Source organism: Aeromonas veronii (assembly GCF_040215105.1).
Lineage (GTDB): Bacteria > Pseudomonadota > Gammaproteobacteria > Enterobacterales > Aeromonadaceae > Aeromonas > Aeromonas veronii_G.
Genome location: NZ_CP157875.1, coordinates 1118379 through 1139019, shown reverse-complemented (window position 1 = coordinate 1139019; position 20641 = coordinate 1118379). Strand labels below are relative to the sequence as shown.

Annotated in this window: 18 protein-coding genes; 11 read left to right on the top strand and 7 right to left on the bottom strand. The window is 62.1% G+C overall.

The genetic code is table 11. The annotated features are described in order from the left end of the window. Positions 1-15: 15 nt before the first annotated feature. Complete coding sequence (locus ABNP46_RS05415) at positions 16-3390, bottom strand: AAA family ATPase (protein WP_349921405.1); 3375 nt, start codon at positions 3388-3390, stop codon at positions 16-18. 109 nt (positions 3391-3499) lie between these two features. Between ABNP46_RS05415 and cysZ the strand changes: the two genes are divergently transcribed. Together cysZ and ABNP46_RS05405 are read left to right on the top strand one after the other, a co-directional pair. Further along, the gene (gene cysZ / locus ABNP46_RS05410; RefSeq protein WP_349921404.1) at positions 3500-4264 is read left to right on the top strand and encodes a sulfate transporter CysZ; all 765 of its coding nucleotides are present in this window, start codon (positions 3500-3502) and stop codon (positions 4262-4264) included. A 134-nt stretch (positions 4265-4398) separates the two neighbouring features. Then, positions 4399-5013, top strand: coding sequence for a trimeric intracellular cation channel family protein (locus ABNP46_RS05405; protein WP_042639652.1), 615 nt, complete (start codon positions 4399-4401; stop codon positions 5011-5013). Positions 5014-5108: 95 nt separating this feature from the next. On the opposite strand, the gene ABNP46_RS05400 is transcribed toward ABNP46_RS05405, so the two are convergent. From ABNP46_RS05400 to ABNP46_RS05385, 4 genes are all read right to left on the bottom strand, one after another. Further along, positions 5109-5360 (bottom strand): DUF3862 domain-containing protein, encoded by a 252-nt coding sequence (locus ABNP46_RS05400; protein ID WP_349921403.1) that lies wholly within the window; start codon positions 5358-5360, stop codon positions 5109-5111. Positions 5361-5486: 126 nt separating this feature from the next. Continuing rightward, positions 5487-6032 (bottom strand): DUF882 domain-containing protein, encoded by a 546-nt coding sequence (locus ABNP46_RS05395; protein WP_349921402.1) that lies wholly within the window; start codon positions 6030-6032, stop codon positions 5487-5489. A gap of 149 nt (positions 6033-6181) precedes the next feature. Next, on the bottom strand, positions 6182-7663 hold the full coding sequence (locus ABNP46_RS05390) for a L,D-transpeptidase family protein (RefSeq protein WP_349921401.1): 1482 nt from the start codon (positions 7661-7663) through the stop codon (positions 6182-6184). A 100-nt stretch (positions 7664-7763) separates the two neighbouring features. Then, positions 7764-8531: a substrate-binding periplasmic protein gene (locus tag ABNP46_RS05385; protein ID WP_349921400.1), complete on the bottom strand. Its 768-nt coding sequence runs from the start codon at positions 8529-8531 to the stop codon at positions 7764-7766. 310 nt (positions 8532-8841) lie between these two features. On the opposite strand from ABNP46_RS05385, the gene ABNP46_RS05380 reads away from it, so the two are divergent. From ABNP46_RS05380 to ABNP46_RS05360, 5 genes are all read left to right on the top strand, one after another. Continuing rightward, positions 8842-9387 carry a hypothetical protein gene (locus ABNP46_RS05380; RefSeq protein WP_349921399.1) on the top strand — a complete coding sequence of 182 codons (546 nt, stop codon included), beginning with the start codon at positions 8842-8844 and terminating at the stop codon, positions 9385-9387. Between the two features lie 55 nt (positions 9388-9442). Beyond that, positions 9443-10468: a glycosyltransferase family 2 protein gene (locus tag ABNP46_RS05375; protein ID WP_349921398.1), complete on the top strand. Its 1026-nt coding sequence runs from the start codon at positions 9443-9445 to the stop codon at positions 10466-10468. Beyond that, positions 10465-10836 (top strand): GtrA family protein, encoded by a 372-nt coding sequence (locus ABNP46_RS05370; RefSeq protein ID WP_349921397.1) that lies wholly within the window; start codon positions 10465-10467, stop codon positions 10834-10836. The genes ABNP46_RS05375 and ABNP46_RS05370 overlap by 4 nt, the downstream gene beginning before the upstream one ends. Continuing rightward, a complete protein-coding gene (locus tag ABNP46_RS05365; RefSeq protein ID WP_349921396.1) occupies positions 10836-11996 on the top strand; it encodes a hypothetical protein in 1161 nt (386 codons plus the stop codon). Before ABNP46_RS05370 ends, ABNP46_RS05365 begins: the two co-directional genes overlap by 1 nt. Positions 11997-12211: 215 nt before the next feature. After that, the gene (locus ABNP46_RS05360; RefSeq protein ID WP_349921395.1) at positions 12212-14323 is read left to right on the top strand and encodes an alpha-amylase; all 2112 of its coding nucleotides are present in this window, start codon (positions 12212-12214) and stop codon (positions 14321-14323) included. Positions 14324-14381: 58 nt separating this feature from the next. Here ABNP46_RS05360 and ABNP46_RS05355 read toward each other — a convergent pair whose 3' ends face one another. After that, positions 14382-15008 (bottom strand): glutathione S-transferase, encoded by a 627-nt coding sequence (locus tag ABNP46_RS05355; RefSeq protein ID WP_349921394.1) that lies wholly within the window; start codon positions 15006-15008, stop codon positions 14382-14384. 154 nt (positions 15009-15162) lie between these two features. On the opposite strand from ABNP46_RS05355, the gene ABNP46_RS05350 reads away from it, so the two are divergent. From ABNP46_RS05350 to ABNP46_RS05335, 4 genes are all read left to right on the top strand, one after another. Next, on the top strand, positions 15163-15807 hold the full coding sequence (locus ABNP46_RS05350) for a response regulator transcription factor (protein ID WP_349921393.1): 645 nt from the start codon (positions 15163-15165) through the stop codon (positions 15805-15807). Positions 15808-15893: 86 nt separating this feature from the next. Next, positions 15894-16475, top strand: coding sequence for a TetR/AcrR family transcriptional regulator (locus tag ABNP46_RS05345; protein WP_349921392.1), 582 nt, complete (start codon positions 15894-15896; stop codon positions 16473-16475). A gap of 57 nt (positions 16476-16532) precedes the next feature. Then, on the top strand, positions 16533-17384 hold the full coding sequence (locus ABNP46_RS05340; RefSeq protein WP_349921391.1) for an alpha/beta fold hydrolase: 852 nt from the start codon (positions 16533-16535) through the stop codon (positions 17382-17384). A gap of 125 nt (positions 17385-17509) precedes the next feature. Further along, positions 17510-18655: a patatin-like phospholipase family protein gene (locus ABNP46_RS05335; protein WP_349921390.1), complete on the top strand. Its 1146-nt coding sequence runs from the start codon at positions 17510-17512 to the stop codon at positions 18653-18655. A gap of 9 nt (positions 18656-18664) precedes the next feature. Here ABNP46_RS05335 and ABNP46_RS05330 read toward each other — a convergent pair whose 3' ends face one another. After that, a complete protein-coding gene (locus ABNP46_RS05330; RefSeq protein WP_349921389.1) occupies positions 18665-20617 on the bottom strand; it encodes a cation:proton antiporter domain-containing protein in 1953 nt (650 codons plus the stop codon). Positions 20618-20641: the final 24 nt, after the last annotated feature.

Below are 20641 nucleotides of genomic sequence, written 5' to 3'. Positions count from 1 at the left end.
TAGCTGCTTCTCTTTCTAGTTTTGCTCAGCCAAAGCGACGGCTTCACCGATATCGACCGACACTATGCGAGAAACCCCGGGCTCTTGCATAGTGACGCCTATCAGTTGCTCAGCCATCTCCATGGAGACCTTATTATGACTGATGTAAACGAACTGTACTGTGCTCGACATCTCTTTGACAAGAGAACAGAAGCGACCCACGTTCACTTCGTCGAGCGGTGCATCTACCTCATCCAGCAGACAGAAGGGCGCTGGATTGAGTCTGAAGATGGCAAAGACCAGCGCAAGGGCCGTCAACGCCTTCTCCCCCCCGGAAAGCAGGGCAATGGTAGCATTCTTCTTGCCCGGAGGTCTTGCCATGATGCTCACTCCGGCCTCCAAAAGATCATCCGAGGTCAACTCGAGCCAGGCACTGCCTCCCCCGAACACTTTTGGAAAGAGGGATTTTAAATCTTCGTTGACCTTATCGAAAGTGTCGCGGAAGCGTATTTGTGTTTCTTTATCAATTCTTTTAATGGCTTGGCTCAGGGTTTCGAGCGCTTGCTCCAGATCCTGGCACTGATTTTCCAGGTAGGTTGAGCGGGTTTTCGCCTCTTCGTATTCCTCGAGAGCCGCCAGGTTGATGGCCCCAAGCGCTTCCACTTGCGCCTCCAGCGTCTGGATCTCCTGACGCAACTTGCCGCGATCGGCGGCGATCAGCACGGCCTGATCGAGATCCACCAGCCGCACCCCGAGCTCCTCGAACTGCTCGTGCAGTCCCTGACGGCGAGTCAGGTTGCGCTCTCGCTCAAGCCGAAGCTGGGCCAGCTTCTCCTGCAGGGTCACCAGCTGCTTGTGATCCGCACTGCGCGCCTGATCCAGCTCCTTCAATTGCCGTTCCAGTTCGCTGAGCCGCTGATGGCAAGCCAGCTGCTGCGCTTCAAGTTGCTGCTGCTCGGCAAGCAGCGGGGAGAGATCCTGCAGCGCCTGTGCATCCGGCCCCTTGAGCTCCGCCAGTTCCAGCCCGAGGCGAGATAGCTCCTGTTCGCGCAAGGCGATGAGCTGCGACAGGTTTTGCTGCTCCAATTGCAGACGCTGACAGTCGGCCTGCTGCTGCTCTCGCCGCAGCCGCGCCTCCTCCTGCCCTCGCTCCGCCGTACCAACGCCCTCCAGGGCCAGTTGCAGTGCCTCGGCAAGCGCCTCCCCCTGCTCCTGCCGCTCGGCCAGTTGCGCTTCTTCCAGTTCGAGACGCTGGGACAGGGTGACGGCGCGCTGTGCCTCCTCTGCCTGCTCCTTATCGAGCCGAGCCAGCTCTTCGCCGAGCAGCCCCAAACGCTGCAAGCGCGCCTGACGCTGACCTTCCTGCAGACTCCAGGCTTCTCGCAGTTGCTGCCACTCTTGCTCTTGTTCCCGCAGGCGGCGCTGACTTAGCTCGAGGGCACTGTGCAAGCTCGCGCGCGTCCCATCCCTCGTCCTCAACTCCTCGTCCAGATGAGCCAGCGCCTGGCGGCTCGCATTCAATTCTGTGTGTAACCGCTCACGTTCTCCGAGCAACGCCAGAGTACCGAGGGCCCCACCCTCCCCAAGATCGGCCCAGTTAGAACCAAACCAGTCGCCTTCGGGGGTAAGCACGGACTCACCGGCGCCAAGCCCGGCGAGGCGGGTCTGCGCCTCCTCCCGGTTTGCCACCAGCCAGATCGCGTTGAGGAAGGCGGGAATATGCGCCCCTTCGATCCGGGCCGCCAGGGTTCCCGGCACCGGGACCTGAGCCGGACCAATCCAGAGTCCGTTTTGCTCAAAGTTGCACAGATCCGCCGGCCGGGCGGTGAGCCAGCGGCCGAGTACCTTGTCCAGGGCCTGGGCCCAGTCGGGGGAGACCTGCAGTCGATCCGCCAGGGTATCTCCCTGCATCTGCTCTCCCAGGATCTGGCTGAGGGTGGTGAGGCGCGCCTCCAGCTCCCGCAATTGGCCCTGTTGCTCGCTCTGCCTGGCCTTGCACTCCTCATGACGGGCCACTGCCTCCTGCCACTGTGCCTCCTGTTCGGCGCAGCGCACACGACTCAGCTCAAGTTCGGCAGTCAGCGTATCCAGCCTGGGCTGCAGCGTCTCGCCCTCCCCACCGAGGGGGCCGCCCTGCTCATCTTCCAGCTTGAGACGAGCCAGCCGGGTCTTGGCTTGCAACTCCTGCAGACCACTCAATTCGACGCGGGTCTGGTTGAGCCGTCCCTGCGACTCGCCGATACGCTGCTGCCACTGCTGCTGTTGCTGGCGCGCTTGTTCCACCCCTTCGCCGGCAGCCCGTCGCAGCCCTTGCTGGTCCGTGAGCAACTGCTCACACTGCTCGAGGCGTGCCGAGGCCAGCTCCCCCTTGAGGACACCTTCGGCAAGCTGTGCCTGCTGACTCGCGAGCTGGACCTTGATCTCCTCTATACGCGTAGCCAAAGCCTGCCGTCTCAGTTGCCAGTCACGGCCCAGTTCGGTCTGATGCAGTTGTTGCTGCTCGAGGCGGGCGATGGCCTGACCACCGAGGAAGATCTGTTGCTGGCGGCTAGCCTGCTCGGCCTGGGCCTCCTGACGCGCCACCGACAGAGTGACGTGGCGCCCTTCATCGGCGGTACGCTTGGCATCGAGGGCCGCCAGTGCCTGCTCGGCCTGGGCCAACTCGCTCTTGGCGTCGCCAAGACGGGTCTCCAGCGCCCACAATTCGGAGCCAATGAGCTCGGCACGGGCGGCGCGACTGCGCTGCTTGAGCTGCTTGTAGCGTTCGGCAGTCTCGGCCTGGGCCTTGAGATGCTCGAGACGGGAACCGAGCTCGCCACGGATATCGCCGAGCCGCTCCAGGTTCTCCTGGGTATGACGGATGCGCTGTTCGGTTTCCCGGCGCCGCTCCTTGTAGCGGGAGACCCCGGCCGCCTCCTCCATGAACAGCTTGAGATCGGCAGGGCGGGACTCCACCAGCCGGCTGACGGTGCCCTGTTCGATGATGGCGTAGCTGCGAGGCCCAAGACCCGTGCCGAGGAAGAGATCGGTCACGTCCTTGCGGCGGCACTTCTGGCCGTTGATCTGGTAATGGTTCGAGCCGTCGCGCAGCACTTCGCGGCGCACCGAGATCTCGGTAAAGCGGCCAAATTCACCGGGAACCCGGTTGTGTGGGTTGTCGAATACCAGCTCCACCGAGGCGCGGCCATGGGCACTGCGGTTGATGGAACCGTTGAAGATGACGTCCGTCATGTTCTCGCCCCGCAGATGGCGGGCCGAGCTCTCTCCCAATACCCAGCGCACCGCGTCGATGACGTTGGACTTGCCGCAGCCGTTGGGCCCGACCACGGCGGTCATGTCGGCGCTAAGCTCGATGCGGGTCGGCTCTACAAACGACTTGAAACCGGCGAGTTTAATCAATTTCAGACGCATGAGGGCCTATCTGGGTAACGAAATGTCGAAGAGGCGGGCAGGCGACTTTACCAAATCAAAAGCTTGTTTGTAATATGCAGGCAGTTTCCCGTTAACAGATGGAGCTCAGATGAGCCAATCCCCCAAGATGGTCAAAGACTCGGTCAGCGGTGCTGACTACTTCCTGCGCGGCTTTTCCCTCATCCGCCAGCCCGGGATCCGCACCTTCGTGATGATCCCGTTGCTGGTCAACGTGGTGCTGTTCGCCGGCGCCTTCTACGCGCTGCTACTGCAGCTGGACGGCCTGTTTGCCTGGCTGCATCAGCAGATCCCGTCCTGGCTCAGCTGGCTCGACTACCTGCTCTGGCCCATCGCCCTCATCACAATACTGGTGGTGTTCTCCTTTATCTTCAGCTCGGTGACGAACTGGATAGCAGCCCCCTTCAATGGCCTGCTGGCGGAGAAGGTGGAACAGATCCTCACCGGCGAAACCATGAGCGACACCGGCATGCTGGACGTGGTCAAAGATGTGCCGCGCACCTTCGGCCGCGAGTGGACCAAGCTCAAGTACTATCTGCCCAAGGCCATCGGCTGCCTGATCCTGTTCCTCATCCCCGTGGTGGGCCAGACCCTGGCTCCCGTGCTCTGGTTCCTGTTTAGTGCCTGGATGATGGCTATCCAGTACGTGGACTACCCGTTCGACAACCACAAGATCGACTTCACCACCATGCGCGACGCCCTCAAGCAGCGTCGTGGCAAGTGCCTGAGCTTCGGTGCCCTGGTGACCCTCTTCTCCGCCATTCCGGTGGTGAACCTGTTCGTGATGCCGGTCGCCATCTGCGGCGCCACCGCCATGTGGGTGGATCAATACCGGGCCGAACAACTGCGCCGTTAACCGGTTCAGGCATAACCTAAAGTGGGGGCGAAAGCCCCCTTCTCATTACTTAATCTAATGCAATGTCGACTATGCTTGCCGCGCCATTGCTGGATTGTTAGGATGCGGTCCTTTCTCGTCCCCTGGTATTACTCATGTTACATGCACTCTTCTTGCTCGGCCTGGTGGCCGAAGGGATGACCGGCGCGCTGGCGGCGGGTCGGCGACGGATGGATCTGTTTGGCGTAGTGATCATCGCCTCTGCCACCGCCATCGGTGGCGGCACCATCCGGGACGTGCTGCTGGGGCACTACCCATTGCTCTGGGTGGAACATCCCGAATATGTGCTGCTGGTGGCGGGCGCCGCCATGGTCGGGGTCATCTCGGCCCCCCTGATGCGCTATCTCGGCAAGCTGTTCATGGCGCTGGATGCGCTGGGACTGGTGGTCTTCTCCATCTTCGGGGCGGCCCGGGCGCTGGAGATGGGGCACGGTGCCGGCATCGCCTGCATCATGGCGGTAGTGACCGGGGTCTTCGGTGGCGTACTGCGGGATCTCCTGTGCCAACGCATCCCGCTGGTGTTTCGGCGCGAGCTCTATGCCGCCGTCTCCCTGGTCACGGCCGGGCTCTACTGTCTCGCGCTGGATCAGGGGCTCCCCAATGATTGGGCCGCCTTCGGTGCCCTGGGGATCGGCTTCGTGATGCGGCTGCTGGCGGTACGTTTCAAGTGGGGACTGCCTACCTTCAATTACCAGTACGCCACCCACTGAGCACGCCAGCTTCTGGCCAGAATGGGCGGATAACGACCAATAAAAAAAGCGCCGGAAGGCGCTTTTTTTATTGGGGGGGACGGCACGAATGCGCCTCAGTTGATCCCTTCCGAGCTGAAGAAGGTGGCCTTGTCGGCGATGAAACGCACCTGGATGTTCTTGCCATCCTTGCCCCAGAGGCAGCTGGTGGTGCCGAGCGCATCGTCGCAGCGATCCGCCTTGCCGAGCACGGTACTGGCTTCGGCATAACTCATGCCCACTTTCAACTTGTCGTAGTTCTCCCGGTTCAGCTTGCTGCAACCGGTCAACAACAGGGCGATCATTCCCCCGATCAGGATCTGCTTCATCTCTCTCTCCTCTGGCTAGTGACCAGAGCCTAGCAGTTGACGCCCCCTGATTGCCAGCATGGGTGGATTTCGAATGAAGCCCAACACGAAACCATCACGGCTCAGCGCGACCGCATTCGCTTACTATCACCAACTGCGGACGGGGCCGGTATCAAGGTGCACGAAGTTGTCGGATGGGTAGTAGCCGACGCCACCCACCTTGAGGTTGAGGGCCGCCTTGCGCAGGTGGGCCAGTTGCACCCCGGGAATGCGCACGTCCACCGCCTGCCCCAGGGTATGGTAGCTGTGCTTGGCGACCCCCCGGCTCTTGCGACGCTTCTGATTGTTCGTCTGAGGGGAGCGATAACCGGAGATCAGCTGGATTTCCCCTTTTCGCCCCAGCTTGTGCTGCAGCAGAAACAGTTGATCAAACAGCTTCTTATCGATATTAAACACTTCATTTCTGCGGTAATCGCGGAAGATATGATTAAGTTCTGCCAACCCATCGGTCAGATAGTGGCCGTTCTCCCAATAGCTGGCCTGCACCCGCTCGCCGGTATTGAGGTTGAAGAAGCTCAACTCTCGCCCCGAGGTACTGCGGCTCGCCATGGCGGGGAACGACAACAGGCTGGTGCCCATCAGGCAACCGGCCCCCAGCAGCAGACGGCGTCGGCTTATCTCTTGTTCCAGCATCCGTGGTCCGTCCATCGCATATTTAAGTGGATTTGATGAGTAATCTTGATGTCGACGCCTGAAATTACCCAGCGCTCCTCCCCATGTCAAACCACAATCGGCCATGAAAAAGCCCGGCACTGGCCGGGCTTTTCACTCTGTGGCTGAGATCACAACAGCCGGCTCTGGAAGCTGACTCGATCAAATCCGTAGATGTCGTTGCGCAGTTGCTGGCGCCCCTCGTCGTCGATCCAGCTGCTCCAGTAGACGGTAAACACCGGGATCGGGGTGGTCAAGGGCAGCCATTTGGTCTGGGTATACTTCAAGATATTGGCGACCTTGTCCGGCTGATAGCGGGAATCGGTCAGCAGCAGCTCCGCCAGATCGTCCGCATGCTCCACCCGGATGCAACCCGAGCTGAAAGCGCGCGCCCCCTGCTCGAACAGGGACTTGCGCGGCGTCGAGTGCAGGTAGATGGCATCGTTGTTCGGCAGATAGAACTTGTAGCGACCGAGGGCGTTGTGATCGCCCGGCTTTTGCCGCAAGCGATAGGGGAAGCCGGAGGCCAGCGCATGGTGCCAGCCATCCTCGCTGAACTGCACCGGATTGCCGTCACCGTCGATCACCTCGAACTGCTCCCGATCCAGATAAGCCGGATCCCGTCCGAGTTTTGGCAGTATGTCCTTGCTCAGAATGGAGCGTGGCACGTGCCAGGCGGGATTGAGGACGATGGAGCGGATCTCGCTCGCGAGAATGGGGGTGGCCCGCTGCTCCTTGCCGACGATGACCCGGCTGGTGAATACCTCGTTGCCGGACTCCACCACGCTCAGGCGGTAATCCGGGATATTGACCAGCACGTAGCGGTTGGCAAGGTGATCCACCAGATCCCGGCGCCAGAGGTTGCGCAGCAGCAGGCTGGCGCGCACCTGGGGCCCGGTATTGAGCCAGGAGCGGGTCTGGCGACCGATGATGCCGTCAGCGGTCAGGCCGTGGCGGCGCTGGAACTGCTTGATGGCAGCTTCGGTTGCGTCGTCGTAGATGACTTCATCATCGCTCGGGGCACCATCCCCCAACGCATTGAGGATGGCGCGGATCTGGCCAAGCTCGGTCGAGCTCTCCCCCGCACGCAGGGTCGGTATGTCGAGGCTGGGCCACTGCCTGGCCATGGGCATGGCCAGCAACTTGCGCACCTCTTCGCGCACCGCGTCGTACTCGGCCACCTGGGGTCTGAGCTGTTTGACCCGGTCCAGCAGATTGTCACCTTCAGGCACGTCGGTCAGGGGCTTGTTCAAATTGAGCTTCTGGGTCTGCATCTGCTCACGGGCGACCAGATCCATGGCACGCCAGGCCTGCTGGAAGCGAGCCAGCTTGGCAAAGATCTCATCGTAGAGGGCACCGCGCTTGTCGCTCGGGGTCTTCTGCAACTGCTGCCAGAGCCGGTAGAAATCCGGATGCAACTGGGCAAGCACCGCTTCCTGCAGCTGGCTCTCCAGCTCCTGACGTGCCTGCTCGGCCTCGCTATCCTGATACCAGTCGTGCTGAATACCGGGGCTGGCCACCACGACCTGTTCCGTGTTGGCATGGGCCATCCCCGCCGGCCAGCAGCCGAGCCAGATAAGATTTGCCAATGCCAGCCAATGCTTCTTCCCCATGCTTACCTCAAATCGGTTCAATTTGGCCTGTCAGGCGCCGCGGTCAGGCACCCATGATGCGTGAATGGCAATGACTTTGCCAGCGGGCGACAACCTGATGCTAACGGGCCAGGGCGTAGCGGCGCCATATCTGCCCATGCTCCGCACTCCGGCTGACGTCGCCAAGCGCCTGATCAAATCTCGCCACAAAATCAGCCGACAGAGTCTGCTTGCTCAGCATGAAATAGGTCGGCATCTCATAAACCGACATCCCGTGAGGACTGATGCCCTTCTCCAGCCCCTCTCTCTTCAGACCCCAGGGGGTCGCCAGGCTATCCCCGAGAAACCCATCAATCCGCCGAAGCTGCAGCTTGCGATAGTTTTGCGCATCATTAACGGCGCTCACCTGATGCCGGTAATCCTGCAGCAGGGCGGTCACCCCGCTCCCGTAGTAGAACTCCTTGGTGACCCCGAGCTGATGCCCCTTGGCCAGCCAGCGCCTCAGATCCGGCGTGTCATCCATGTCGGCACTGCGAACCCAGAGCCGGGTACGCCCAGGGTTGTAAGCCTTGGAGAACCAGGCATAGCGGGCCCTGTCCTCATAGAAGTAAGCCTCCATGGCGATGTCCAGCCTGCCCTGTTCCAGGTCCTGCAACACCCGCTTCCAGGGACGCTCCACATAGGTCAGGCGACAGCCCAGCCTAGTGGCGATGGCATTGAGATAGTCCACCGCAAAGCCGCGCAACTGCCGCTTGCCACCCTGCTGGTGATAATAGTGGTAAGGGGGCCAGTCATCGAAACCGACCCGCAGGGGGGAGGAACAGAGGGATTGCGCCCACGGGGATGAAACCGGCAGACAACAGAGCAGACAAAGGAGGGGCAGTCTCATGAGTCATCCTTGACGACGAAGCGCGCTATCTTAGCGCTGCGGCGGTCAAATGACGACAGTTCCTGCCACAGCAATGAGCAAAATCAGTCAGTTGACTGATAATCTCTCAGCCATGTAAGCCTCCGGCATGACATGAGCAGAAGGTGAAGAGAGAGGTGCCATCCGTTTCCCTAATGGCATTTGGCGAGCAGGGTTATCGGGGTTAATATGTGAGCAAATATATTTTTGTGATCCACTATGCTTTTTTTGCAATTGGATTAGCATATGCGCGAAATCTGCCTACCCATCCGTCAGGCGTCGAGTGAGTAATATGACCTACAAAAAGTTCGGTTTTCTGGCAGCCATCATGGCACTGAGTGGCTTTTATCTTTATACCCTCTATCTGGCCGCTCACCCCAATGTGAGCCTGGCTTACAAGCTCTATTACCTAGAAGGCAAGACCCGCTTCTGGGAACACAATTCCAGCATGACCTACCAGCCGGGCAACGAACTCAACCTGACCAAGCCGAGCCGCTTCCTCTCAAGCGAAGGCTGGGCCAAGAAACCGAGCGCCGAAGGGACCGAACTCAGTGGTCAGGGCGGCCTCTATTTCGTCCTCCCCAAGCAGCAGGCGCAACCAGAACAACTCACCATCCAGGCGCGGATCAACAGCCCGGAAGCGGGGGCCTTGCTCAAGGTGGCCCTGGGCCACGATTTCACCACCACTGTCAAACTGGCCAAGGCGGGCATCAACGAGATCCGGCTCAGCCTGCCGGGGGATTCCCTGACCGCCGATCCCAAGCGCCCCAATTTCCTGGCTCTGTCTGCCCCGACGCCACTCAACGTGCAGTCCGTGCGCCTGACCGTGGCACAGTGAAGACAAAAATCTAAAAATCAGCCGTTAAACGTGATTTTCTAATAAGGAAGTTCCCATGTCGCATGCCGATTTTCGACTCTCTCTGGTCGTGCCCGTTTATAACGAGGAAGAGAGCATAGACGCCTTCATTAGCGCGATAGATGACGAACTGGCCCCGCTCAAAGACCAGCTTGAAATCGTGTTCGTCAACGATGGCAGCCGCGATCGTACCCGCGAGGTGGTCGAACAGGCCATCGCTCGCGACCCCCGCGTTACCTTGGTCAACCTGGCCCGCAACTTCGGTAAAGAAGCCGCCATGACCGCTGGCCTGCATGAGGCCAAGGGCGATGCCATCGTCCCCATGGACGTGGATCTGCAAGATCCCCCCGCCCTCATTCTGGAATTCGTCAAACTGTGGCAGACCGGTGGCTATGACACCGTCTACGGCATCCGGGTGGATCGCAGCGCCGACACTCCGATGAAACGCCTCACCGCCGGTGGTTTCTACCGCTTCTTCAATGCGCTCTCCACCAGCACCAAGCTGCCGGAGAACGCCGGTGACTTCCGGCTGATCGATCGCAAGGTGGTCGAGGCCCTCAAGCTACTGCCGGAGCGCAACCGCTTCATGAAGGGACTGTTTGCCTGGGCCGGTTTCCGCGCCGTGGGCGTGCCCTATGAGCGCCCTGCCCGCCACGCCGGTGAGACCAAGTTCAACTACTGGAAACTGTGGAACTTCGCCCTCGATGGGCTGATGAGCTTCTCCAGCTGGCCCCTGCGGGTATGGAGCTATGTGGGGGTCGGTGTCTCCTTCATCGCCTTCCTCTACATCCTCAAGATCCTGGCCCAAGTGCTGTTCTTTGGCATCGACGTCCCCGGTTACGCCTCCCTGATGTCGGTGATGCTGTTCCTCGGCGGCATCCAGCTGCTCTCCCTTGGCATCATCGGCGAATACATTGGCCGCATGTTCGTCGAGGTGAAGCAGCGCCCTGTCTACCTCATCGAGGGGGTCTACGGCCAGTACGCCAAAGACAAACAAGCTGATGCAGGCAAACCACAGGATGGCGCCGAACAGCAGGACAAGCAGGAGCCGGCGCCTCAATGATCTCCCGCGAGGAATTCTGGCGTCTGGTTCGCTTCGGTTTCGTCGGCGGGGGGGCTACCCTCGTCGATCTGGGCACCTCGTTCGCGCTGTTTCACAACTGGCCGGATATTTCCGAACACCTGGTGACCACCCTCGCCTTCGGGGTGGCCTTCTGGTTCTCCTTCTTCGGCCATCGCTACATCACCTTCCAGAAGCAGGGGGCGGCCGGCAAGTTCCTGCTGGTGGCGCTCTTCTCCCTGGCGGTGCGCAACCTGCTCCTGAGCGGCCTGCTGTTTGCCGGCCTCTCCGGCCTGCTGCCCGTGGTCATTGCCACCCTGGCCGTGACCATACTCACCTACCTTCTCTCTCGCGTCTGGGTATTTGCCTGATGAATGACATGACAACACCCGTTCCCGCAGCCGCGGGACCCTATCGCCCGTCCCTGGCCATCAGCGGCCGCGACTGGCTGATCATCATCGCCGCCTTCGTACTGAGCCGGGCCGCCCTCTACGGCATGGGCTACTTCGGCGTCCAGCTCTACGGCGCCCCCGGTATCGGCCCGCTGCAGGCCTATTGCCAGTTTGACTGCGTCTGGTTCCAGCGCATCATCGAAAACGGCTACGACCTCTACCCTCGCTGGCTCAGCAAGGGCAATGCGGCGAACTGGGCCTTCATGCCCCTCTACCCCATGCTGTCCGGTGGTCTCTCCAACCTGCTCAACGTCGAGAGCCTGATCGGCCTGATGCTGGTGACCAACATCGCCTTCTTCTTCTCCCTGCCGGCCATGCTGCTGGTGCTGCGCCAGCTCAAGCTGGGGGATGATACCGCCCGTTTCGGGGTCTGGCTGCTGGCCTTCTCCCCCTTCTCCGCCTACTTCGTCTCCGGGTACGGCGAGTCCATGTTCATGCTCTTCATGCTGCTCATGTTCCTGTTCGCCTACCGTGAGCAGTGGCTGCTGGTCGGCGTCATCGGCATCTTCATCTCCAGCACCCGCAACCTCGGGGTAATGATGGTGTTCCCGGTGCTGATCCTGGCACTGCAGGCCTATGGCTGGCGCGAGTTCTTCCGCTTCACCGAGCGGGCCTTCAAGGTGGTGTTCAGCATCTGGCTCATCCCGCTTGGCCTCTTCTCCTACATGGTCTTCCTGTATCACCTCACCGGGGATGCCTTCGCCTTCAAGCACATCCAGGTGGCCTGGGGCCGCTACATGGATAGCCCGCTGGACTGGTGGCTGAGCGGATTCGAGCTCGGTGGTCGCAAGGCCTACCTCTCCATCATGGTGATCTTCGGCTGGTGTCTGAACCTCTACCTGTTCAGCCAGAAGCGCTGGGCCGAGGCGACCCTGATGTTCATCTGCTGCACCATACCGCTGATGACCGGGCTCAACGCCATGCCCCGCTACATGTTCGGTCTCTACCCGACCCTGCTGGCCATCATCTTGCTGACCCATCGCTGGCCCGCCCTGCGCCCGGCGGTGCTCTGCGTCAGTGGCATGGTCGCCTCCTTCATCGCGGTGGCCTTCGTCAACTTCAAGTTCTTCACCGTCTGACGATCCCCCGCCCCCAAAAAATGCCGGTCCATGGACCGGCATTTTTTATGGCTGCCATCTTTGGGCAGTCATCACAGTTTCCCGAGCTTGAAAACGTAACCATTTGAACTCACCTCACAAATCGGGATTTTCCCGATCCAGCCCCTCCCCTCGGCCCCCTAGAATGAGCGCTCAACGGAATTTCATTCGCTCACTCTCAGCTCAAGGAATGGCTTATGCGTCTCGCCCCTCGCCCCTCGCCCCTCTGGCTCGCCCTGCTGGCTGCCCCCCTGTTTGCCAGTCAGGCTCTGGCGGCTTCACCAGTGCAGCTCTATGTGGATGGCAAGCCGGTCGCCGGGGAACTGGCGCTGGACCAGGGTACCGTCAGCCTGACCCACAAACTCGACAAGGGCAGCCACCAGATCCGCATCGGCGATGCCGCCAACAGTTGCGGCACCAGCTTCGGCCCGAGCGAAAACAAAGCGCTCCCCTTTGGCACCGCCCAACCCATGGACAAGTGCGCCAAGGAGAACAGCTTCACCCTGCGGGTCATGCTGGCGGGAGACTACGAGTTCACTTTCAACCCGGATACCCCCAGCCTCAAGGTGCTCAGAGCCACCAAGAAGAGCGAATTCAAGCGTCAGCCACCGGAGGAGCCCTGCATCGCCTGGGACGGTGGCCCGGTCACTGTCTCATTGACAGGGGTCTGGCCCGATGGCACCCGGTTGCGGGATGCGTATTCAAAACAGGAGGCCGTGGTCAAGGGTGGCAAGCTCACCCTGACCCCGAGCACCGAGAGCGGCGGTCTCTTGCTGCTCGAGCCCGTGGCGGCGGCCAAGGCTGAACCCTTCAACTGGGATCAGGCCAGCGTCTATTTCCTGCTGACCGACCGCTTCCACAACGGGGATCCCAGCAATGATCACAGCTTCGGCCGCCAGAAGGATGGCCAGGATGAGGTCGCCACCTGGCACGGCGGCGACTTCAAGGGATTGACCGAGAAGCTCGACTACATCAAGAGCCTCGGCATGAACGCCATCTGGATCACCCCCATGGTGGAGCAGGTACACGGTTTCATCGGCGGCGGCGAGCAGGGAAACTTCCCCTTCTACGCCTACCACGGCTACTGGGCGCTGGACTTCACCAAAATCGACCCCAACTATGGCGACGAGGAGAGCCTCAGGATGCTGGTGGACGAGGCCCACAAGCGTGGCATGCGCATCATCCTCGACGTGGTGATGAACCACGCCGGTTATGCCACCCTGGCGGACTTGCAGGATCTCGGCCTCACCGACCTTGCCCAGAACACCGGCAAGCTCCCCGCCCGCTGGAACGACTGGCGCCCGAGCGGCGGCCTCAACTGGCATGGCTACAACCAGTTCATCGACTATCAATCGAGTGACTGGAACCAGTGGTGGGGCCCGGACTGGGTGCGGGCCGGTCTGCCCGGCTATCCCCAACCCGGTACCGACGATGTGACGGGCGCGGTGGCGGGCCTGCCGGACTTCCTGACCGAGTCGACCAGGCCGGTGGGGCTGCCGCCGCTGCTGGCGGCCAAAAAAGACACCGGCGCCAAGGCGCTGCCCGATGCCAGCGTGAGCGACTATCTCATCGCCTGGCACACCGACTGGGTGCGCCGCTTTGGCATAGACGGCTTCCGGGCCGATACCGTCAAGCACCTGGAGCCGGCGGTCTGGGCCAAACTCAAGCAGGCAGGCACGGCGGCCCTTCAAGAGTGGAAGGCGGCCAACCCCACCAAGGCCCTCGACAATCTGCCTTTCTACATGGTGGGGGAGGTGTGGGATCACGGGGTCTCCAAGGACTTCTGGTACCAGAACGGCTTCGATTCCCTGATCAACTTTGACTATCAGCGCGAGTTCGCCCTGCCCCAGGCCCAGTGCCTGGCTGGCGCCGAGCCCACCTACGCCAGCTATGCCAGCCGCATCAATCAGGATCCGGCGTTCAACGTGCTGAGCTACATCAGCTCCCACGATACCAAGCTGTTCTTCGGCGACTATCAGGACGTGCCGCTGCAGCGGCGGGTCGCCAGCAGCTTCATGCTGCTGCCGGGCGGCATCCAGCTCTACTACGGGGATGAGTCCGGTCGCGGGCTGGCCAAGGATGGGGGCGTGTTCGATCAGGCCCTGCGCTCCGACATGAACTGGCAGGAACTGGCGAGCGGCGACAAGGCGGAGCTGGTCAAGCACTGGCAGCGCCTCGGTCAGTTCCGAGCAGCCCACCCGGCGGTGGCGGCAGGCAGCCACAAGAAGCTTTCGGATGCCCCCTACAGCTTCGTGCGCGAGAAAGGGGCCGACAAGGTGGTGGTGGTCTTCGCCGGCCGAGCCAAATAGTCGACGCTCGCGACCATGAAAAAAGGGGAGCCATTGGCTCCCCTTTTTTATGCTGCCATCACAACGATTGGCGGGATTTTGCAGGCCATTGCAGCCGCGCCTTGACCAAGGTCTCCTGCCACAGGGGCCAGGCCAGCAGGGCCTGCTGATAGAGACCGGCCTGGCCGGGCAGCCCGATGCCGTAGCTCGCCAACCGATAGGCCATCACCGCATAGAAGGCATCGATGATCCCCGCCTCGCCGAAGTAGAAGTCTCCCCTCGCCTGTGACCAGATGGTCTGCAGCCGGGCCAACTCGACGAGCACCTCCACCGGTGGTTCACTCTGGGTTGGCGCTCCCAGGAAAAACGGCAGGCGGCTGCGGATCTGGCCAAAGCCCGCATGCAGCTCGGCGCAGAGGCTGCGGGCCAGAGCCCGCTCGGCCACATTCACCGGATAGAGGTGGCGCTCTGGACAGCGTTCATGCAGGTATTCGGCGATGGCGAGGGAGTCGTGAATGCGCAGCTCACCGTCATCGAGCCAGGGCACCAGCCCGGTCGGCGAGACCCGCTTCAGCCGCACCACCTCCCTGGCGTCTTCCAGATCGAACACCTGCTCCTGCCAGGCCAGTCCGCTCAGACCGAGTACCATGGACGCGCGCATCGCCCAGGTGGAACCCGTACCTACCGTCAAAACCAGGGATCCCATGTTTGCCTCCTGCTTGGGTTATGGATGAGCGCGTGCGCCCCGCGGGCACGACATCTCATGGTCGTCTCACATTTGCGCGTATGCGGGTTTGACCCCATATGGGCAGGGTGCTAGTTTGATTTTTCAAAACAAACAGTTAGCCATGATGTGAGCAATGGACAGCCAATTTACCATCTGCATCGCAGATGACCACCCCCTGTTTCGGGGCGCACTCTATCAAGCGGTGCACCTGGCCATCGACGATGCCCAACTGCTGGAAGCCGACTCCATCGACAGCCTGACCCATCTGCTGGGGGATCACCCCGAGGTGGATCTGCTGCTGCTCGATCTCAAGATGCCGGGGGCCAATGGTTTCGAGGGACTCGCCTATCTGCGCGGCCAATACCCGGATCTGCCCGTGGTGGTGGTCTCCGCCTCCGAGGATCCCGCCATCATCAACCAGGTGCTGCGCCTCGGCGCCCTCGGTTTCATCCCCAAGTCCGTGCCCATGAAGGAGCTGGTCAGCGCCCTCAATACGGTGATCGGTGGCGATAACTGGGTGCCGGAGGGGATCTCCCTGCAGCCCGAGCCCGTCGACGGCTCCGATCTCGCCAGCAGGCTCGCCAGCCTCACGCCACAGCAGTACAAGGTGCTGATCATGCTGCGAGACGGCAGTCTCAACAAGCAGATCGCCTGGGAGCTCAACGTCTCCGAGGCCACCATCAAGGCCCATATCACCGCCATCTTCAGGAAGCTCGGGGTCAAGAATCGCACCCAGGCGGTCATCGCATTGCAGCAGCTGGGGATCAAGGACGACTGAGACTGGCCGGGTCCATGACCTGGATTCCTTCGCTCGACAAATAGTACGGTCGTACTTTATGCTGCCAGCGACAGCGAGGAGAGATCATGAGCAAGGGCCGACTGACCCGGGAAAACATTTTGCTGACCGCCTTCGAGCAAGCCAGCCTGCAAGGGCTGGAGAGCCTGACCATAGGGTCGCTGGCCAGTGCCTGCGAGATGTCAAAGAGCGGCCTGTTCGCTCACTTCCAGTCCAGGGACAACCTGCAGATCGCCGTGCTCACCTACTCCGCCGAAGTGTTCAGGGAGCGGGTGATCCAGCCGGTGCGCCGTCAGCACCATCAGACCCAGCAGAGCAAGCTGGTGGCCCTGTTGCAAGCTTGGCTTGCCTGGAACCAAAGCTTCGCAGGCCGCTGCATGTTCCTCGACGCCTGGACCTCGGCCCAGGAGGGAGCCGTTCAACAGGCGGCCCGCCAGTTGGTACGCTTCTGGCTCGACTACCTGGCCCGCCAGGTGGTACAGGGCCAGGCCAGCGGTGAGTGGCGCGCGGATCTCGATCCCTGGCGTGCCGTCTACCGGCTCTATGGCCTCTATCTCGGGGATCAGGTGTTCAATGCCCTGGATTTGTGTCAGGATCCCGCCAGCCACTTCTGGCCCGAGGTGGAAAATCTGCTGATGAGCTGGCGCTAGTTTTTAAAAACCCACAAAAAAGCACGACCGTTCGCACATAAAAACCACAGGATGACCATGAGCAGCAAAATCTACTTCAACACCCGCCGCTTCAGCCCGAGCAAGCTGTTGCTGGGGCTGGGCGCCCGCTTGCACCACGTGCTGGCTCCCGCTCACGCCCGCCGTACCGCCAGCAAACTGCTGCTCACCCCGCAGCGGGCCGGTCGCGATGCCACGGCCCCCGATGGCCTGGTGCAGCAGGCCGTGCACACCAGCGAGGGCACCCTGATGAGCTACCGCCTCGGTCAGGGCCCGGTCTGGCTGCTGATGCACGGCTGGTCCGGCAGCGCCAGCCAGTTCTACCCCCTGATGAGCCACATCGCCGCCCAGGGGTTCACCGCCCTGGCCTACGATCACCCCGCCCACGGCCAGAGCGAGGGCCACACCGGCCATCTGCCCCGCTTCGTGCGCGCCTTCGACGAGCTGCTCGAACGCTTCGGCCCCATCGAGGGGGTCATCACCCACAGCATGGGGGGCGCAGTGACCCTGGCAAGCCGCCACCCGGCCCTCGACCCCCTGCCGCTGCTGCTCATCTCCCCGGTACTCGATTACGTGCCCCAGCTCTACGGTATGGTGGCCCGCTCCGGCTACTCCATCCGGCTGTTCGATGCGGTGGTCAAGGAGATAGAACGGGAGTACCAGCACCCACTCAGCACCGTGGATCCCATGGGCAGGCTGGCCAATCGTGACGGGGTTTCTCTCATCGTCCACGACGAGGAGGACAGGTTCGCCCCCCATGGAGATTCGCTGCGGGCGGCCGAGGACGGACACTGCCGGCTGGTGAGCACCCGGGGGCTAGGCCATGGCCGCATCCTCGCCAGCCCCCCGGTGTTTGCAGCCTTTGACGAGCTGAGCCAGGCCCGCGCCTAGGGCTGGCCCCGTCCCGGCAATGGGCCGTCAGTCCCGTCGTAAAAAATGATATGTCGGCCCATTTTTATATTTGATACAGCGTCTTATAGTTAAATCGTGCAGTGGCAACAATAAGGCGCAATCCCATGGCCAGACCCAACACAGCTCTTCTGTTGACCGGTGGTGGTGCTCGCGCCGCCTATCAGGTGGGTGTCCTCAAGGCGGTGGCCGAGCTCTACCCCCGCAACATCGGCATCCCCTTCCCCATCCTGTGCGGCACCTCGGCGGGCGCCCTCAACGTCACGGCACTGGCCTGCTACGCCTCCTGTTTCCATCTGGGGGTACGCAAGCTGGAGTGGATCTGGCGCCGCTTCGAGACCCACCACATCTTCGACTTCCACCCCTGCCAGCTGCTGTGGCGCACCCTCTACCAGGGATCCGCCGGTCTCATCAGCGCGGACAACAACCGCGCCTTCCACCTGTTTGACAACGCCCCATTGCGCCGTCTGCTGGAGCAGGTCATCGACTATCACCGCATCGATGACAACATCCTCTACGGCAGCCTGGAGGCCATTGCCATCACCGCCTCCGACTACGATGACGGCCTCTCCACAACCTTCTTTCAGGGCCGCGCCGAGCATCAACCCTGGGAGCGGGCCAGACGGCGCGGCCTGCGTACTCTGCTCACCTCGGATCACCTGCTCGCCTCCGCCGCCCTGCCCTTCGTCTTCCCGGCCACCCGCATCGGCGAGCGTTTCTACGGGGATGGTTCCATCCACCAGCTGAGCCCTTTGAGCCCCGCCATCCACCTGGGGGCGGAGCGGATCCTGCTGGTGACCCTGGACAGTCCGGGCCACATCAATCAGGCGCCCCGTCAGGGCCATCTGACCAGCTCCAACATCGCGGGGCACCTGCTCAACACCGTCTTCTCCGATACCCTCAACTCGGATCTGGAGCGGCTCGGGCGCATCAACCAGACCCTCTCCCTCATTCCCGAGCGGGAGCGCAATCGCCTCAGGCTGCGCCAGGTGGAGACCTGTGTCATCCGGCCTAGCCAGGATCTGGATCTTGTCGCCCTCGACTATCTGCACAAGTTGCCGACCCAATTGCGCCGCCTGCTGCGGGTGCTCGGAGTAAACGGCCACGAGAGCAGCAGCCTGGCCAGCTTCCTGATGTTCTATCCGGGTTATTGTCAGCAGTTGATCCAGCTTGGCTATCAGGATGCCCTGAACGAGCGCCAGCGGATCGAGGCCTTCCTGGATATCGAAGAGCCGGTGCGAGAGGAGGCCTGAGGGCCGTCCCTAGTGCCCCTCCAGCAGGCGCTGTTCGGCCTGCTCCATGGCCACCGCGTTGCCAAACAGCACCAGCCTGTCCCCTGCCGCCAGCCTGAGCTCGGCTCTGGGCTCCAGGCTCTGATCCCCGCGATGGATGGCCTTGACCCTCACCTCCACCAGAGAGAGCTCTCCCAGACTGCGTCCCACCGCCCAGGCCTGATCGTGCAGCAATACCGGATGCAGACGCTCCAGCAGCTGATCCGTCTCCAGGTTGCTGGCGCTCTGATCCCCCCAGTAGAAGCCGTGTAGGAAGCGATACTGGCTGCTGCGCTCATGCTCCATGCGCCGGATCACCCGGCCGATGGGGATGTCGCAGTTGACCAGCAGGTGGGAGACCAGCATCAGGGCCCCCTCCTGGGACTCCGGGATCACCTCGAAGGCCCCCGCCTGCTTGTAGTGTTCGAGGAAGCTGTCATCCCGGGTGCGCACCAGCACCTTGACCCCGCTCGCCAGCTCCCGGATCAGGGTCAGCATGGCGTCGACCCGCTTGCGATCATCGAAGGTGATGATCACCAGCCGCGCCCGCATGAGCCCGGCGGCCAGCAAGATGTCCCGCCGACTGGCATCCCCGAATGCCACCTGCTCCCCCGCAAGCTTGGCCTCGCTCACCCGCTCGGGGTCGAGATCCAGCGCGAGGAAGGGCAGCTCCTCGAGTTTCAGGAAGCGGGCACAGGTCTGGCCGGTGCGACCGAACCCGGCGATGATGACGTGCTGATGTTTGCCAAGGCCCGAGATGGCGACGTCGGCGCGCGAGAGCAGGACAGTGTCGGTAAAACTGTGGGCCAGCCCTTGCGCCTTTTGCACCAGCCAGGGGGTCAGGGCAATGGAGCAAACCCCGATCCCGATGAGCAAGGAGACCTGCCCGTGGCCGAGCAGGCCGTGGTGGCTCGCCAGCGCCAGCAACACGAAGCCAAACTCCCCGACCTGGCTCAGCATGATGCCCGCCGCCATGGCGTCCCGTTTGCGCTCCCCCATCAGCCGACCCGCCAGCAAGACCAGCAGGGACTTGAACAGGATGAGGCCGAGCACACTCAACGCAACCTGCCACCAGGCCGTGGCCACCAGCAACCAGTCCATGGTCATGCCGATGGTGATGAAGAAGAGACCCATCAATACGTCCCGAAACGGCTTGATGTCCACCTCCAGCTGATGGCGATAGTGGGACTCGCCCAGCATCATACCCGCCAGGAAGGCGCCAAGCGCCATGGAGAGCCCCATCCACTGGGTGAGGGAGGCCGCCAGCAGTGCCACCAGCAGGGCGCAGAGCACGAACAGCTCGTCGGAGCGGGCCCGCGCCACCTCGTGAAACACCAATGGCAGCAGCCACTTTCCCACCGCCAGCAGGGTGAAGAGAGCGAGCAGCCCCTTCAACGAGGCCCAGGCGATCTCCGCCAGCAGGGCGCTGCCCTGCACCTCGGGCTGGGCGAGGATGGGGATCATCACCAGCAGCGGCACCACGGCGAGATCCTGGAACAGCAGCACGCTCACCCCGAGCTGGGCGCGCCGGGTGTGCAGCTGTTTGAGCTCCCCGAGCTGCTTGATCACCACGGCGGTGGAGGAGAGCGCCAATGTGCCCGCCACCACCAGCGCCTGGGGCAGGCTCAGCCCCCACCACCAGGCCAGCGCGAAGAAGAGCGTCGTGGTGAGCAGCACCTGCAGGCCGCCGACCCCCAGCACCAGCTTGCGCATGGCGACCAGCTTGGGCAGCGAGAACTCGAGACCGAGGGAGAACATCAAAAAGACGATGCCCAGCTCCCCTATGGTCTGCATCATGGCCTGACCCGTGATGATGGCGGCGCCATGGGGGCCGAGCAGCATGCCGGCGAACAGATAGGCGAGGATCACCGGCTGGCCGAGACGCCGAAACAGCGCCACCAGCAGGACGGCGAAAAACAGCAGGATCAGCAGGTCTGCATACACTCAGGCCTCCACTCTCTCTATCAA